Genomic DNA, 18,044 nt, shown 5'->3' with positions numbered 1-18,044 from the left:
ACTTTTCAAAGCAGCCTTTTCACAAAAGACGTTGCACAAAAAACTTGCAATCCATATATCAATAAATTACATTATACGTAAGTAATTAATTATAACGTAATTCATAATTTATATTAGCAAGGAGCAAATCATGTCAATGACTGACAGCACCCTCACCTCTTTTATCGATATCGCTGCTGACTCTGACTTTTCTATTCACAATCTCCCTTATGGTATCTTTAGCGAGACTAAAGACGCTGCTGATAATAACAAGCGCCGTGCAGGTGTTGCCATTGGTAAGCATGTACTCGACTTGTCTGTATTAGAGACAGAAGGACTATTAAGTTTAGACGGTGGTCCTTATTTTAACCAATCTACGCTAAATGCTTTTATTGATTCTGGTCGAGACAATTGGACGCAGGCACGCACGACCATTCAGACACTGCTGTCTAGCGACACTGACACCTTACGTGACAATGCAGACTTTCAGAACAAAGCCCTGTTTAAGCAGGCAGACGTCACCATGCATTTGCCAGTGCAAGTACCGGGATTTACCGATTTCTATTCATCGAAAGAGCACGCGACCAACGTCGGCACCATGTTCCGCGATCCAAACAACGCCCTATTGCCTAACTGGACTGAAATGCCTGTCGGTTATAACGGACGCGCCAGCACCGTCATCGTCAGTGGAACTGATATCGTGCGTCCATCAGGTCAGCTAAAGCCTAGCCCTGATGAGCGTCCTATCTTCTCAGCCTGTAAGCGCTTGGATTTTGAGCTAGAGACCGCATTTGTCGTTGGCAAAGGCAATCATATCGGTCAGCCAATCGCCGTAGATGATGCCGCTGATCATATCTTTGGTATGGTTTTGCTCAATGATTGGTCAGCTCGAGATATCCAAAAGTGGGAATATGTGCCTTTAGGTCCATTCAATGCCAAAACGTTTGCCTCCGAGGTGTCGCCTTGGATTGTCACTATGGATGCATTGGCACCGTTCAAAACAGCTTGTCCAACACAAGAACCCAAGCCACTTGCTTATCTAAACGGAAAAGCGAGCGACAACAGCTTTGACATCAATCTATCGGTTGAGTTACTACCTAAAGATGCAGAGACAGCGACGGTCATTTGCGAGACTAACTTTAAGTACATGTACTGGTCAATGACACAGCAGCTTACCCACCACACCATCACTGGTTGCAAAGTTGAAGTCGGTGACATGATGGGCTCAGGTACGATTTCAGGCCCAACACCTGACTCTTATGGCTCAATGCTAGAGATTGCTTGGAACGCTACCAAACCAGTCACGCTTGAAGGCGGTGAGACGCGCAGCTTCATCGAAGATGGTGACACGGTCATCATGAAAGGCTATAGCGAAAAAGACGGCATCCGTGTTGGCTTTGGTGAAGTACGCGGCAAGGTATTACCAGCACTGAGCTTTGATTTTGACAAGTAGTATTTGAAAAGTAATGACTGATAAATAGCATTTAAGAAATAACATAGATAGAGAAATAGCAAAATAGGCGTGAAAATTCTCATGCAGGCGGATAGGAAAACAAACGCATTCACCTACTCATCGTTATGTGAATAAAGCTAAATGAGTGACACGACTTATCAAAAGGACATTGATATGAGCTTTCAAATTGAGAAAATCCATCATGTGGCTTACCGCTGCAAAGATGCCAAAGAAACCGTCGAATGGTATAAAAAAATCTAAACATGGATTTCATCTTAGCATTCGCAGAAGACCATGTGCCTTCGACCAAAGCCTTTGACCCCTATATGCACGTCTTTTTGGACGCTGGTAATGGCAATGTCTTAGCATTTTTCGAAGTACCCAACCAACCTGAGATGGGCTTTGACCCGAATACCCCAAGCTGGGTGCAACATTTAGCGTTAAAGGTTAAGGACCGTGACGAGCTAATCGTTGCCAAAGAGCATTTAGAAAATGCAGGCATCGATGTCATTGGCGTGACCAATCACGGTATATTCCACTCGATTTACTTCTTTGACCCTAATGGTCATCGTCTAGAGCTAACCTATGACGATCCAACTTCAGAAGATAAAGTCTCGATGATTACAGATGCCATCAAGCAAGACATGCTAGATGAGTGGTCTCGTACCAAACGCGCTCCTGCACATACACAGTTTTTGCATAGTGATGAGTTAGCTGAAGCACGCGAAGTTGCCCCTGTCGGCGAGTGACACAGAACATTAGAGCATCTTTAGAAATAAATTCTCTAAAGATACTCTAATTATGCAATTTGATAACGCTGTGCTATCGCCAGTATTTGCTTAATCACGTTATGTTGCTCACTCATAGGCAATTGCTCTATCGTCCCAATGATAGTAATAGCATATTCTAGCAATAGATCTTCACTAGCAATTTTGTCACTACTCGTAGATGGTTTATCAGCACTACTGGCAAGCTGTGGCAATATAACAGGAATCGTAATAGCGTTAATCCCCATAAGCATATCGCCCGTCACTGTCGCATAGCCTTGAGTACGAATTTTGGCCTGTAGCTGGGTAAAGTGCTGCCACTTCTCGGCCATATCTGCGGCGGTATTACTCGCATGCCATTCAGCTGTGACCAATGGTTGAATGACAGCATCAGGTTGATAACTGGCAAATAACTGCCCTGTGGCCGATGTTGTCAGAGGCATACGTGAGCCGATGCGAGTAATGATGCTAATCGGACTGTCTGGCTCAACGGACTGAATGATAATTGGGCCTTCGCTAAACCATTTGGCAATTTGCACACCGCAATTTAACGTGTCTTTGATTTCGTTAGCCACTTGCGTGAGACGTGCCAAAAGATTGTTTTGGTTGAGTCCAGTATGTCCTAGTGATGCCAATGCATTGACTCTATCGCCAAGCCCATAGCGACCATCATCAAGCTTACGCGCGTAGTTTTTGCGGATGAGACTGACCAAGTAACGATGGGATTTTGCTGGATGCATTTGCATGGCTTCAGCGATATCCTTTAGCATCATAGGCTCATTGCGATCGATCAACACATCTAGAATCGACAACCCAATCTCAAGCGACTGAACCCCACTTTGGTTTTTACTGCTGATAGAACTGTCTATAAGGGGTTTGTCTGCTGGCATGATTTGCTCGATTCTGGTGTGCTTGGTTATTTTTTAATTTTGCTTGTTAGTGGTTTGTTCAATAAGGGTTTACCCGATCAAATATCGATGAGATACAGATCCTACTTCATAATGTTTATCTTTATAAAACACATCTACATAAGGACATGAATCATGATGACACTTTATGGCTACTTTCGTAGTAGCACGTCTTACCGTACTCGTATCGCTATGAATCTAAAAGGCTTAGATTACAATGATATCACGATCAATCTGGCACAGGATGAACAGTTAGAGTCTGCCTTTAAAGCGATTAACCCGCAAGGATTAGTACCTGTCCTACAAGCTGACGATTTATTATTATATCAAAGTCCAGCTATCTTGGAGTGGTTAGAAGAGGTCTACCCTGAGCACGTACTATTACCTAACGATGCTGTTGGGCGTATGCAGGTGCGCGCGCTGAGTGCCATGATTGGTTGCGACATCCACCCAATTAATAATCGCCGCATTTTACAGTACCTACGCAATGAGCTGTCAGTAGACGAGAAAGATGTGATTGCATGGTGCAATCGCTGGATCAGTGAAGGTTTTGCCGCTTTAGAGACACGTTTGGCAGCGGATAACAATCGCGGACAGTTCTGCTATGGGGACAGTCCTACTCTCGCAGATTGTTATTTGATTCCGCAAGTCTCTTCTGCTCGCCGCTTCAAAGTAGATTTAAGCGCTTATCCTAGTATCGTCGCTATTGATACTCATTGCCGTACACTAAAAGCATTTGCAGATGCGGATCCTATGATGCAACCTGATGCGCCGAAACGTGATGCCTAATTTGAGACAGTTTTTTGAACAGCACGCTACTTATATTCTTAGGGCATGTCATAATTTAGATTACGGACCCTAAAATAAGACGAATTGTAGCCAAACAAAGAAGAACTCGTTGTTTGACAAAACTTGCTATTTTAAGGCCACTAAATGTATTAATGTGCTAATTGATGATATACCCTAGTTAACCACCCTTTATCAAGCCGTAAAAAGCAAGACATCCAATGTCTTGCTTTTTTATAGTCTATCGATAACTACAGTCGAAAGGTTTTGTTAATCAAAATGGAAACCTGCACCAACTGCCCCACCTACGTTGCCTTGAGTATCTGCTGTACCATTTACCTTGATGACCCAGCGACCATCATTAGATAATTTAGAGAAACCAATTGCTACAGCGCTCTCTCCATTGTAGGTACCAACACCGCCACCGATCAATGACTTACCTGCGATATAAGCTTGAGGCATTGCCGACATTGCCATCGCAGCTGAGATACCTGCGTTTGCATCGTCTTCTACTTCGTCAATTTTGTAGCCAAGATCGCTCATATTGTTATTGAGTCGACTATCAAGCGCGCTAAGCTGACTATAATTGACGGCGTCTGTTGCTTCGATCCCATCGGCGACACCAGTCATACGTTGGTTACCAGCATATAGACCTTGAGACGTCATACTTGGCCCATCTTGCATACTGATGCCCTCACTATTGATAATCGCTGTCCCAACTGTGACACTATCAACGCTGATATTACCGTTTAGATCAAACTTAATACTACTGCCATCTGCTGTGGTGGTGATGTTATTGCCACCAGTGAAACTGAGGACACTCTCATCGCCAATTGGTTTGTTAATATTGGCACCACTGTCTGCGCCAAAATTGAGTCCAGCATCTAGCTTATCTTTATTGGTTTTGATATTCGTGGTATTGGTCGTGATATTGCTGGTATTCGTAGCAATATTTGTCGTATTGGTCGCGATATTGGTTGTATTAGTGGTAATGCTCTCTGTGTTAATTTGCACATTTTCACTAATTTCAATCGTGCCTTGTCTGATAGAAGCAATCGCACCATCGATATTGCTTTCACCCGTTCCACCAATGTCACTGTTGGTAAAAGTACCATCTTCGGCATCATAAACAGTGTCACCACCGATAATACTACTGATACCAGCTCCTTGGGCGTAAAGCTGACCACCATTTATAGCGTCCTGACTTGTCGCCGAAACTTCCCCATTTTGAACGTTGGTAATTTTGGTATTAGCGGCATCAATACCACTTTTCGTAACACTTGGACCACCTGCAATGGTCAGTCCATTGTCATTCATAACCGTACCACCAGTGGTTACGCTATTCAAAGTAATATCTGGGTTCAGATCAAAGCTAATATCATTAGCATTGGTAGGTATGGCTGCAGCTTGTAGTGATGGACTACTATCGAAAGCAGCCACATCACTCACTGATTTCCGAGATACCTTGATATTACCGTCTTTACTACTAAGGTCGACAGCATCTCCTTGTTTTACCATCGTAGCGATATCACCTTGAGCGGTGATGCCCCAACCTTTATCCAAGGCAATGGCGACATCTTTTAGCTGCCCAACATTAACAGCATCCGTATTTAGCACACCTTCCCCAACGTTGCGAATGGTGTTGCCTCCATTGTCTAGACCACGGCTACTCAATGAGACCTGCGAAACCATTCTATTCACGCCATTTCCAACGAAGGTAAAGCCTGCATCACTCATGATGCTATTGCCTATCTGTATACTGCCATCATCTCCGAGGTCTAACTGATTATTCAGTTTCACTTGGATGCCAGTCGCAGAAGCGACAGTAGTCAGATTACTATCACCTGTGACATTTATGGTATCGCCTAATGCAAATTGCTGATCATTATCGCTATTGCCGTCACCAATTTTGATACCTTTAGCAATCTCGTTATTGGTCTTAAACAACTGACTACCGTTAACCGCATCTTTACTAATATCACTCAAAAAACCATCAGCAACATTGGTAATTTTGTTTTTGCCATTGTTCAGACCATTGTTAGTCAGTGCTACCTGGTTATTATCACCATTATATAAAGTAATACCTGCATTATTCACCTGAGTATTGCCAGTGGTAACACTGCCTGTATTACCAAGATTAATATCTTTATCCAATCTGATAGTCAAGGTATCTGCGCCATTAGCGGTAACACTGATGTTTTTGTTGCTGGATCAGCATTGATAGTATCGCCACCTTTGACAGTTAGCTTTTGACCAAGTTTACGGTTGACATCGGTACCACTGTCACCCCCAAAGTCTAGACCTTGGTTGATAGTAGAATTGGTTTGATTGAGCTGGTAGACATTGACGGCATCAGTATCGTCCTCACCAGCAGCAAGACCCGTGATTTTACCGGTATTTTCAGCATTGATGACTACCTCACCAAACTTCGGTGAATCAGCCATTTGAATCTCAATACCACCATCTTGTGTCGCAATCGTATTGATATTGCCTGATGAATATGTACCAATAGCTGTTTTACTACCAACAATCTGCATCTCCTTGTTTAGGTTGCGAGTGACATAACCAACAGTTGGATTGTCATTACCAGAGAATCGTAAACCATCATCTTCTAACGTCGCTATGGTATGACTGTTACCGTCAACATCTTCGTAACTTAAGCGAGTGACGTCTGTGTCATCATCAAATACGTCGCCAGGCCGGATTTCTGGACGCATGGTCAGCGTTGGACTCACACCGTCTATCCCTGCAGGACCCGTTAGACCGATTGTGCCATCAGCGCCATTAATCGCCACGCCAGATGCACCGTCTGCGCCATTCACACCGATGAAGCCATCTACACCATCTTCACCGTCTTGACCTGCTCCACCAACATTGAGGTTGTCGCCCAATGCAAAGTCGATTTCATTATCTGCCACTGTAGTGACGATACTGCCATCTGCACTGGTGTATTTAACCGTTTCACTGAGTTTGACTTTGTCTTCAGTTTCACCAAGGGCTAATGAAGCGTTGTCAGCGGTGATGCTAAAGCCTTTGTCGATGATAGTGCCACTAAGCCCTGATAACTGCTCTTGAGTAGCTGCCTGTCCACCAGTGTAAGTTGTCGTTGAATCAAAGGTTCTATTAGTTAGACCTGAGATCGTACCTGTATCACCATTGATCTGTACTGGACTAGCAGTACCAATGTTCATCACTGGGGCTAAGCTAAGCTCAATACCGTCGCCTGTAGAGAGTGGAGTTGTAATTAAGTTGCTATCAGTGTCAAATTTTATTTCCTCCCCTAAAGCAAAGGTTCTATTGAGACCATTATTGACGTTGAATTTGATACCTTTGGCAATTTCATTATTAGTCTTAAAGAGCTGCCCACCGTTAACCGCATCCTTACTATTATCATCAATCAAACCATCAGCAACATTAGTAATTTTATTGTTGCCATTGTTCAGACCATTGTTAGTCAATGCTACTTGGTTATTATCACCATTATATAAAGTAACACCTGCATTATTCACCTGAGTATTACCAGTGGTAACGCTGCCGTTATTGCCTAGATCTAGGTTGTTGTTGAGCTCGAACGAGACATCATTGCTGTTTGCTGTTTTGGAGACGGTGATATTGCTATTTTTACTATTGAAGTCCACTGAGTCACCAGGCTCTACCGTACTTGCGGTAGCACTGTCACCTTGTACACTGATATCCCAGCCTCTATTAGCCGTTTCTGTGACCACTTTTAGCTGAGATACGTTCACTGCATCGCTGTCATTGGTACCGGCAGCGACATTGACAATCTGACGAGTGCCACCCGCTTCTCCGGTCCCGACTGAAACAGCACCATAACTTGCGCCACTTTGGGTTGCTATGATTGCAGCATCATTATTACCTGTTGGATCATAACCTATAGCGCCACCTGCAACATTGGCCACTGAACCTGCACCAAGTGCGACTGATCCTTTTTCACTTGCTGAAGCACCGATGCCAAAGGCAGAAGACGCAACACCAGATGAAGAGGACTGTACGCCAACAGCGGTAGATAGTGCACCTTCAGATAACGACTTTGCCCCAATAGCTATAGAGGCGGCACCACCTGACTCGGTGTTTACCTTGTAGCGCGGCGTCTCAACCAAATCACGACCTGTATAGGAGAAGAAAGTAGTATTGACATCACCACCATTGAGTGTGGATACAGAGGTTCCATCGATGTTGGCTTTTGAGGCATCATCTAGATCATCGCCGCCAATGGCGATAGAAGAATGCCCTGTTGACACGACGTTTGCACCGATGGCGATAGACTGTTGTCCACTCGCTACGGTGTTCTGACCACTCTCTCCACTACCAATAGCAATAGCTTGCCCGCCAGTAGCACTAGCATTACCACCCATTGCCATAGCATTTGGTGCCTGTGCACCATCGTTGTTTTTGTTTCCTGTAGCACCACTGTTCACACTGTAGTACTTGGTTTTGTTGGCGATAACTGTACCGCTCAAATCATCAATTGCTTCGTTAGTGGCATGTAACTGACTGCCGTTGATGGCATCTGTACTACTTGCACTCACAGCACCTGCAGCTACGTTAATTATCTGACGTTCGCCACCAACAAAACCAACACTCATGACACCATTTGTAGCAGAGCCTTGACCAACATAAGTGTAATTTTTTCCGTTGATGGTAACGCCAGCTTCAGTCGTAGCAGCACGATCAGTAGATAAGCTACCTAGCACAACGCTGTTGTCTTGTGTTGTGCCAACATTATTACCTAGAACAAAAGTATTGTTATTAGCAATATTGTTGTTATTACCAACCGCATAACTGCCGCTGCCGCTAATAATATTAGGATCACCAAAGGCACCTGAGTTATTTCCAGCAATAGTATGACCAGTACCCACAGCAATTGAATTAGTGCCGTTCACTGTATTACCTTTACCGATCGCAATCGATTCTTTTCCATCCACTACGCTTCGATCACCTAAAGCCACAGAGCTAATACCATTTGCTTCTGAACTAAATCCTGTAGCTGTTGCCCACTGCTTAGTAGCCTTAGAACCAACACCAACTGCCGTGCTTTGTACTGCACTAGCGAGCGTACGTGAGCCAATAGCAGTACCTGTCAACGTAGTAGCTTGTGCACGTTCACCTAAAGCCACTGAACGGTCGCCTTCGGCTTTCGCTTTATAACCAATTGCCGTGGCTTGTTCACCTTCCGCTTCAGCACTAACCCCAGCTGCTATCGCATCAACGCCAGTCGCACCATTATTATTATAATTGCCACGGGTCGAATCCGTGCTATTGACACTATAGAAGTGCGTTTTATTAGCCACAACCGTAGTACTTAAATCTTTAACAGACTCATTGGTTGCATGTAACTGACTACCGTTAATCGCATCGGTACTGGATGCACTCACCTCACCACTAGCAACATGTTTAATTTGACGCTCACTTCCTTCTGAGCCAACAGAGACCTGTGCCCCTTTATCATTTGTCTCACCAGCGTATAAATAATCCTTACTGCCAATAGTAAGCTTATCTTGGTAAGTCGCATCGGTGAGTGTGGTTGAACCCGCACCAAGTGCCACTGAACCTTTCTTGGTTGCTGAAGATCCCATACCAAAGGCAGAAGAGGCATCACCAGATGAGCTTGAACGCACACCAACAGCCGTAGAGAGATTGCCTTTGGAATGGGCTTTGACACCAATGGCAACAGATGCTGCTCCATTAGATTCAGTGTGATTACTATAATCGCCAACTGTAACAAGTCCGCCTGTGCTGCCTGTATAAGTGTCAAATAATGCATTAACCCCATTTACCTTTGAGGCAGCATCTAAATCATCACCACCAATGGCGATAGAAGAGTTACCACTTGATACAACGTTGGCACCAATGGCGATAGACTGTTGTCCACTCGCTACGGTGTTCTGACCACTCTCTCCACTACCAATGGCAATGGCTTGACCACCTGTAGCACTGGCATTACCACCCATAGCCATGGCATTTGGTGCCTGTGCACCATCGTTGTTTTTGTTTCCTGTAGCACCACTGTTCACACTGTAGTACTTGGTTTTGTTGGCGATAACTGTACCGCTCAAATCATCAATTGCTTCGTTAGTGGCATGTAACTGACTGCCGTTGATGGCATCTGTACTACTTGCACTCACAGCACCTGCAGCTACGTTAATTATCTGACGTTCGCCACCAACAAAACCAACACTCATGACACCATTTGTAGCAGAGCCTTGACCAACATAAGTGTAATTTTTCCGTTGATGGTAACGCCAGCTTCAGTCGTAGCAGCACGATCAGTAGATAAGCTACCTAGCACAACGCTGTTGTCTTGTGTTGTGCCAACATTATTACCTAGAACAAAAGTATTGTTATTAGCAATATTGTTGTTATTACCAACCGCATAACTGCCGCTGCCGCTAATAATATTAGGATCACCAAAGGCACCTGAGTTATTTCCAGCAATAGTATGACCAGTACCCACAGCAATTGAATTAGTGCCGTTCACTGTATTACCTTTACCGATCGCAATCGATTCTTTTCCATCCACTACGCTTCGATCACCTAAAGCCACAGAGCTAATACCATTTGCTTCTGAACTAAATCCTGTAGCTGTTGCCCACTGCTTAGTAGCCTTAGAACCAACACCAACTGCCGTGCTTTGTACTGCACTAGCGAGCGTACGTGAGCCAATAGCAGTACCTGTCAACGTAGTAGCTTGTGCACGTTCACCTAAAGCCACTGAACGGTCGCCTAGAGCTTTTGCATGACTACCCTGCGCAATGGATTGATTTCCAGTCGCCTGTGCTTTGTTTCCTAAGGCTATATTGCTATCCTTGGTTGCTAAAGATTCGTTGCCCAGTGCTATAGCGCCTATACCAGTGGCCGTATTATCCTTACCTATTGCTACTGCACCTGCACCAGTCGCTACGTTTGGATCACCAATAGCTACTGCACCATCACCACTAGCGGTATTCTCTGAACCAATAGAAACGGCTATACCATTCTTTGCAATTGCGCCTTTACCGATAGCTACTGCTTCACGGTGCAATGCTTGCGCATCCTTACCCATAGCTACTGTATAGAGACCATTGGCTTGAGAGCCACTGCCTATAGCTAAAGCACTGTCACCAACAGAAGTAGCCCCGATACCCATAGCAATGCCATGTCGGTTTTCGACATTAGCGTTAGTACCCAAAGCAATGGCGTCCGTGGCTGTCTTTGTATCTGCACCGTTACCTATTGCCGTCGAGCTACCGTTGAAAGCTTTTGCACCAAGACCGATAGCAACAGCTGATCTTGCTTGAGTCTCTGCATTATCACCGATTGCGACACTTTGATGCCCTTTTGCCTTTGCAGCATAACCTAAGGCAACAGATCTATGACCTTCAGCTAGAGCTTCTCTACCTATGGCCGTGCTCTCTGAAGCGACTGCTTTCGCCTTATAACCAACTGCCGTGGCTTGATCACCTTTCGCTTCAGCACCTATTCCTGCTGCCATCGCATTATTGCCTATCGCACCGTCATTATTATAGTTGGCTTTAGGAGTTCCACCATCTTTAACACTATAATAATGTGTCTTGTTAGCCACAACCGTAGTGCTCAAATCTTTAACAGACTCATTGGTTGCATGTAATTGGCTGCCATTCACTGCATCAGTACTTCCCGAACTTACTTCGCCACTAGCGACATGCTTGATTTGACGCTCACGTCCTTTTGAGCCAACAGAGACTTGTGCTCCTTTATCATTGGTCGCACCAACATAAAAATAATCTTTATTACCAATAGTAAGTTTCTCTTGGTAGGTGGCATTATTAAGCGTGGTGGAACCTGCACCTAAAGCAACCGAACCATCTTTACTTGCTGACGATCCCATACCAAAGGCAGAAGATGCCTGTCCTGATGAGCTTGAACGTACACCAACAGCAGTAGAAAGATTGCCTTTGGAATGGGCTTTTACACCAATAGCAACAGATGCTGCTCCATTAGATTCAGTGTGATTACTGTAATCGCCAACTGTAACAAGTCCGCCTGTACTGCCTGTATAAGTGTTGAATAATGCATTAACCCCACTTACCTTTGAGGCGTCATCTAAGTCATCACCACCAATGGCGATAGACGAGTTACCACTTGATACAACGTTGGCACCGATGGCGATAGACTGCTCACCACTAGCTACGGTATTTTGACCACTCTCTCCACTACCAATGGCAATGGCTTGTCCACCCGTCGCTAAGGCATTACCACCCATAGCCATGGCATTTAGTGCCTGTGCACCATCGTTGTTTTTGTTTCCTGTAGCACCACTGTTCACACTGTAGTACTTGGTTTTGTTAGCCGCAACCGTACTGGCTAAGCTATGAAGTTGCGAGCCATTAACTGCATCTTTGCTCCCTACCATAACGTCGCCATCGGCTACATTAATGATTTTATTACTACCATTGTTTAGACCACTACTGCTCAAAGTGACACTATTGGCTGGATTTATGGCTGTAATCTTAATACCTGAATTGTCAACTAAAGTATCACCCGTTTTGAGACTGCCATCAGTCCCTAAGTCGATATTTTCATCAAGCTTTATCGTTAGCGACTTATCATGCCTATTAGCAGTCACGCTGATATTTTTGGTATTTGGATCACCAATGACCGTTTCTCCACCCTGCACCGTTAGTGTTTGATGAAGGAATGAATTGGTATGTATTCTAGGTGTTGGGTCGTCTCCAACAAAGTAAGTACCCAATGCATTTGCCTGCATGCCAAAGCCAGCAGATAGTAGCCCAAGCGCTATAGTGCTCAGACGTAACGTATGGATAACGGATAGGTTAGACGTTGTGTTGATGGTAGCGTTAGAGCTAACACTCGATTTGGAAGATTTGCCACGTCCCTTCGCGTATTCACCAACGGCGGTAAAACAATTTAAGGCTTCATTCCAGATGACTTTATAGATGCGGTTCATGATGCGTACTCCCTTACAGACTTGTCAGATTTAAAAAATCAGAATTAAAATCCATTTTGCAGAGAGTCGATATCACAAAATAAAACGGTTATATGCTTATAATAACGAGACCTTGTTCAAATAACAGTTGTATTAGTCTTTAAGGAATAAGACGTTCTGTTTTGTATAATCTTTATCACTCTCTGTATATATTAGTATTACCGAATATATAAAGAGAGACAATGCCGTTCATCCGTATTTTGATACCGTTCGTCGGTTATATTCATATAAACGAATATAAATACTTTTCATTTTTGTCTATTTATAATAAATTACGTCGATTTTAAGAAGAGTCAGCTTTTATCTACTACTAAATATGCGCTTATACACATTGCAAATACATGATAAGCGCATATTGGTTACATAATTTGTTTCTACATTATTTATCTTTTTATCTGCTAGGTAGCACTATTTGAACCACCAACCCTTGGATACCATCTTGGCGGTTATGAGCATTGATATATCCTTTATGCGCCATGACCACAGCATGAACAATGGCCAATCCAAGACCATAGCCGCCAGTATCACGATGCCGAGCAGTATCGAGCCGCACAAAGGGATGGAAAATACGTTCTAAGTCTTTGTCTGCGACACCGCCGCCTTCATCTGTTATATTAATTTGAACGGCTGGTGCCTTATTGTCCATCTTGATTGCTTTGACTTCCGCAATCACTGTCGAACCCGCTGCTGTGTGCATAAAGGCATTGCGAATAACATTTTCAAGTGCACTATACAACTGTTCGGCATTACCTTGGACTGTCCAAAATCCTGCCAAATCATCTAGCGCTGAGGCTACAGGCGGTTGCCATTGCCAATGCACGTCTTTATGTTGAAATTCAAAGCAGACATCCTCTCCGATATTACTAATAGTGTCGGATATATCGACTGCCTCACTCTCCAAATTATCGACGGTATATTGCTGCATTTGTAGAGACTGAATATGAATGATTTGCTCAATTAGCTCATTCATTCGTGTAGATTCTTTATCGATACGGTCCAGATAACGATTGGCATTGGGCGCAAAGTCTCGAGTCAGCTCAGTCGCTACATCCAGACGAGCAAGTGGCGAACGCAGCTCATGTGAGATATCACTGAGCATTTGCTTACGTGCCAGCTCACTGTCAACCAGTCTGGTCGAGAGATGGGCAACGTCTTTGGCAAGTAGCCCCAACTCATCATCGCCCATCTTGGACAGTTCTGGGTTGGCTTGATAATTACCATCAATCATACGGTGTACGGTATGTTGTACACGACCAATTCGCTGGGTTAGCGTACGACTGAGCCATATGCAGACCAGTACACTAAAGATAACGATCAATAGCAAACGTATTGGAAAATTGCCGTGCTGTATCTCTACTACGTCTGAAAAACGCAAGTGCGGACGCAACTGTATGATAATTGACTGACCATCAGGTAATTCAACAGACATATCGGCCAGTTCAGGACGAGTATCGATATCAGCTACTGCTGCACTACTTGCTGTTCTTGGTCTTAGGAACTTTTGCCAAAAAGACGGCTCAATTTTCGGTATTTCATTGTCGTGTTCACGAAGTCTATTGTCAGCATTGCGACCTTCTGCACCATAAGCGTTATTCTCTACTCTAGGTGGTATTTGCTGCAACGGTTGTATTGCACGATCCATTAGCTGCCGACCACTTTGCAGTTGTCCTTGCGCGCGATCGTCTTTGTCACGGTAACGCGGGAATATAATAGCGCCCTGCTCATCATAGACTCTGATTTGATTCATCAGCTGGCGGTCTTGACGATACATCTCCCTGACAGACTCCACATCACCAGCCCGTAGTGATGCGACCATCTCTTCACGCTTTATCAATAGGCTATCGATTTGCACATCCATACGAGAGGTCAGCTCTTTTTCAGCTAGCCAGCGCTCTACCACGATGGACAGTACAGAGGTAATTAAAATCGTCAGTAATAGGCTCAGGAACAAACGCCAAAACAGAGTAATGCGAACCTTAAACTTAGGTGATTTTTTGAGGGTCTGCTCAGAAGCTTTCATCGATATGTCCGTCATTACAGTACCAGTTGATAACCTTTACCACGCACCGCTTTTATTGGCTCATCGTGAAAAGGTTGAAGTTTTTTGCGTAAGCGAGATACGTGTACATCGAGGCTACGGTCAAATGGCTGCAACTCACGCTGCAAGACATTTTCTGACAGCCATGCTTTACTGACCACCTCCCCTTTTTGTTTGAGCAGAGCCACGAGCAGATCAAACTCTGTACCAGTGACTTGTAGCGTTACCCCATCTATCTGACAGGCACGTTGGTTTTGATCGAGATGCAAACGACTCTCTGGCAACGGAGTATGCTCTGATGCGGTCGTATTGGTACGTTTAATTACTGCATTGATACGCGCTAGCAGCTCTCTAGGGTTACAAGGTTTGGTGATATAATCATCAGCACCAAGCTCTAGACCAATGATACGATCAATCTCTTCCCCTTTTGCTGTCAGCATAATGACTGGGATATCGATAATATTTGGTAATTGGCGCAGGACGCTCAGACCATCTAGTTTTGGCATCATAATATCGAGCACGAGTAAATCATAGACCGTCTCTTCGTGTGCCACCGCTTTGAGTCGTTGTATGACTGCTGCACCATCATGCACGCAGTCACAGCGAATACCGTGATTGTCCAAGTACTCTTGCAATAACTGAGTCAACTCTTCGTCGTCATCGCCTATCAGGATGTTTGGCATGCTTCTCTCCTTTAATTTTTATTTATCTCTATTTACTCAATCCAATCACTCTATAGTAATCATGACGCAATAAATCCGCGTACAAGTGTCATTGTGATATGGTTAGCGAAATTGCCGCCGTGGCATTTTTATTGTCGGTAGACGGTAGTTAACCATATTATCAGGCAAGCACTTGCCAATTCACCAGAAACGTTACCTTTCTTAATACTTCATAAATGTTCGTAACCTTTAACTGTCGTAATATACTCCTATCAACAGCAAGTATTGCATTTCTAAGATGGCTGACCATAACGAGCGATAACGTTAAACAAATGCTACTTGCGAGATAAAAATTTAGTGTTTATTAAACCAAACTCAATGTAATCAAGGATATTATGATGAAAAAATTACTATTAGGCTCAGTATTAGCAGCGTCTAGCATATTTACAGTAACGGCTTGCACCAGCGTTAACGCAACCACTGATACAACGCCAACTGCACAAATGCAAAAGAACCACAAAGATGGCGCGATGAGAGGCCCAATGTCAAAATTGGATCTAACAGCGACACAGCAAGCGCAAATCAAAGCCATCATGCAAAACAAACGTGGCGATCGCACTGCTGACCGTGCAGAACATCAAGCAGAACGCGCGCAAATGGATCAGCAAATACAAGCACTGACCAATGCCAGCACTTTGAATACTGCTGCTTTGAACCGTCTGGCTGATCAACGTGCGGCAAAAGAAAAGCAACGCTTTATCGAACGTGTACAAACACAACACGCCATCGCTCAAGTGTTGACTGCTGAGCAACGTGCAAAACTTGCACAAATGAAAGAAGATAGAAAAGGTGACGACGAAGGCCGTCGTGGTCCAGACCATCGTGAGCAACGTGGTGATCGTGCACAGCAAGGTATGTAATAAACCACTCCGGAAAAGTGTTATTTTACCCAGCTGTATACGTATAAACTAAAAAAGCGCGCCGTTAATAGGTGCGCTTTTTTTAATGCAAAATTATCCTGTTCAAAAACTAATAATGCTTTCTATCTACTTATTAATACTCTAATCAGTTACTCAACCGAACCAATACGCTCTCTGACTATCGGCAACATGTTAAAGACCATTTTACCTACTGCCGTGCCATTACCATCTTGGTAGTATTGCAGCAGCTCTGGAGCATACTTTCGTAAATCAATGCTATTGCTAGCGTTCGGCGACTGCACATTACTTGGTAAGTTAGGAAACGCCAAGTCCTTAGTGCTGATAGCAGAATACTGCTGCAACACATCTATCCTCATGCCCTTATTACTATTCGCTTCGCTAGTATTGTCCAACTGACGACGTAAGTGCTCCCATTTGAGTTGACCACGTTTATCAAACCCGTACAGTTCCTGTACTTCTGTATTGGCAACGGCCTCACCTGTCGTGGCTTCCTCATTCATTTGATCTTCTATCATAGCCAGTATTTTTTGTACAATAGACTTACTGGTAAATGCCTTTGGATTTTGAATCGACTCAAACGCTGTCATCGGTTCGGGTTCTTGTACCAGCTCTGGGTATTTTTCACTGATCCGATCATAGAAAATCTGCATATATTTCTGTTGCGACGCTTGATAATCCCCAAAGCGTTGTACTCGGCGAATGATTTGATCGCTTGGTAGCATAGCCGATAACTGGTGCGCGGGCAGCTTTGGAGACAGCGAAGCAAGTGAGTCAGGGGCAACATAATTAAACTGGCTGACAGGAGCCGCATCATAAGTCGCATCTAATGCCGCAAAGTGGCTTTTTATCACTTCACCACCAAATCCTTTAGGCAATGTACCATCATCAATGGCTATTTTTAACCACTTATTTTGCCATTTTGTACCGAGTTTATCATCTAACAATTCTGAGTTTAGAATTGCAAAATTATCTGCCCATAGGTAAATATCACCGTTTTTAAAATCCATATAAATAGGCTGGTTGATACTGCTGTGATGATTACGTGCTTGATATTGCGCACTAGCGAGCATCGTAGCCTTGCCTGCCATCGGTTGGTAGATCCCTAGAGAGTCGATAGAGAGCGGCTTTAATAGATACTCATCTAATAACTGTGCTTTCTTCCTATCTAACGGTCTTTGTTTATCTTCATAATTATCAAATAGCGCTTGATAATCTGGTGCTACTTTTACATCGCTATCGTATTGATGGTCATCCCATGCATGATAGGCATCTACGCACTCAAAGTACGACTGCCTTATGCTGTCACGCTTAGTATCGTAATCCACCGCTAAGATATCTTTGTTTTGCTGTTCGGCTTGCAAGATTAGAGCGGCGTACGCTTGGTCATGCGCTTCTTCGCAGTGTTCATCTACATAGTCTGATACCGCCATTTTCTCCGTACCAGTATCAGTATCAGCATCTGTAAATTGTTGGTTATTGCCAATCTCAAGATTGCTATGATAGCTAAAGGACTGACGTCGCTGT

At 44.0% G+C, this 18,044-nt stretch carries 10 protein-coding genes and 1 pseudogene; 4 read left to right on the top strand and 7 right to left on the bottom strand.

The window, feature by feature from the left end; all coding sequences use genetic code 11:
• The first annotated feature begins 130 nt into the window (after positions 1 to 130).
• The gene (gene fahA / locus ACOBWA_RS06465; RefSeq protein ID WP_420230548.1) at positions 131 to 1,432 is read left to right on the top strand and encodes a fumarylacetoacetase; all 1,302 of its coding nucleotides are present in this window, start codon (positions 131 to 133) and stop codon (positions 1,430 to 1,432) included.
• 174 nt (positions 1,433 to 1,606) lie between these two features.
• A pseudogene (locus ACOBWA_RS06460) lies at positions 1,607 to 2,181 on the top strand (VOC family protein).
• Between the two features lie 50 nt (positions 2,182 to 2,231).
• Here ACOBWA_RS06460 and ACOBWA_RS06455 read toward each other — a convergent pair.
• Positions 2,232 to 3,089, bottom strand: a complete 858-nt coding sequence (locus ACOBWA_RS06455; protein WP_420230547.1) for an IclR family transcriptional regulator — start codon at positions 3,087 to 3,089, stop codon at positions 2,232 to 2,234.
• A 156-nt stretch (positions 3,090 to 3,245) separates the two neighbouring features.
• Here ACOBWA_RS06455 and maiA point away from each other — a divergent pair, with 156 nt between their 5' ends.
• Complete coding sequence (maiA, locus tag ACOBWA_RS06450) at positions 3,246 to 3,896, top strand: maleylacetoacetate isomerase (RefSeq protein WP_420230735.1); 651 nt, start codon at positions 3,246 to 3,248, stop codon at positions 3,894 to 3,896.
• A 267-nt stretch (positions 3,897 to 4,163) separates the two neighbouring features.
• Here maiA and ACOBWA_RS06445 read toward each other — a convergent pair whose 3' ends face one another.
• From ACOBWA_RS06445 to ACOBWA_RS06425, 5 genes are all read right to left on the bottom strand, one after another.
• The gene (locus ACOBWA_RS06445; RefSeq protein ID WP_420230546.1) at positions 4,164 to 6,059 is read right to left on the bottom strand and encodes a YadA-like family protein; all 1,896 of its coding nucleotides are present in this window, start codon (positions 6,057 to 6,059) and stop codon (positions 4,164 to 4,166) included.
• Positions 6,056 to 10,096: a hypothetical protein gene (locus ACOBWA_RS06440; protein ID WP_420230545.1), complete on the bottom strand. Its 4,041-nt coding sequence runs from the start codon at positions 10,094 to 10,096 to the stop codon at positions 6,056 to 6,058. The genes ACOBWA_RS06445 and ACOBWA_RS06440 overlap by 4 nt, the downstream gene beginning before the upstream one ends.
• Positions 10,093 to 12,840: an ESPR-type extended signal peptide-containing protein gene (locus ACOBWA_RS06435; RefSeq protein WP_420230544.1), complete on the bottom strand. Its 2,748-nt coding sequence runs from the start codon at positions 12,838 to 12,840 to the stop codon at positions 10,093 to 10,095. Before ACOBWA_RS06435 ends, ACOBWA_RS06440 begins: the two co-directional genes overlap by 4 nt.
• 430 nt (positions 12,841 to 13,270) lie before the next feature.
• Complete coding sequence (locus ACOBWA_RS06430; protein ID WP_420230543.1) at positions 13,271 to 14,899, bottom strand: sensor histidine kinase; 1,629 nt, start codon at positions 14,897 to 14,899, stop codon at positions 13,271 to 13,273.
• A 14-nt stretch (positions 14,900 to 14,913) separates the two neighbouring features.
• Positions 14,914 to 15,600, bottom strand: a complete 687-nt coding sequence (locus tag ACOBWA_RS06425; protein ID WP_201566534.1) for a response regulator transcription factor — start codon at positions 15,598 to 15,600, stop codon at positions 14,914 to 14,916.
• Positions 15,601 to 15,974: 374 nt separating this feature from the next.
• Between ACOBWA_RS06425 and ACOBWA_RS06420 the strand changes: the two genes are divergently transcribed.
• A complete protein-coding gene (locus ACOBWA_RS06420) occupies positions 15,975 to 16,499 on the top strand; it encodes a Spy/CpxP family protein refolding chaperone (RefSeq protein ID WP_227543643.1) in 525 nt (174 codons plus the stop codon).
• Between the two features lie 149 nt (positions 16,500 to 16,648).
• Here the strand turns inward: ACOBWA_RS06420 and ACOBWA_RS06415 are convergent, their stop codons facing one another.
• On the bottom strand, positions 16,649 to 17,950 hold the full coding sequence (locus tag ACOBWA_RS06415; RefSeq protein ID WP_420230542.1) for a hypothetical protein: 1,302 nt from the start codon (positions 17,948 to 17,950) through the stop codon (positions 16,649 to 16,651).
• Positions 17,951 to 18,044 lie beyond the last annotated feature (94 nt).

This window comes from Psychrobacter sp. ER1 (genome assembly GCF_048631835.1).
Classification (GTDB): domain Bacteria; phylum Pseudomonadota; class Gammaproteobacteria; order Pseudomonadales; family Moraxellaceae; genus Psychrobacter.
This window is presented reverse-complemented; position numbering and strand designations above follow the sequence as displayed.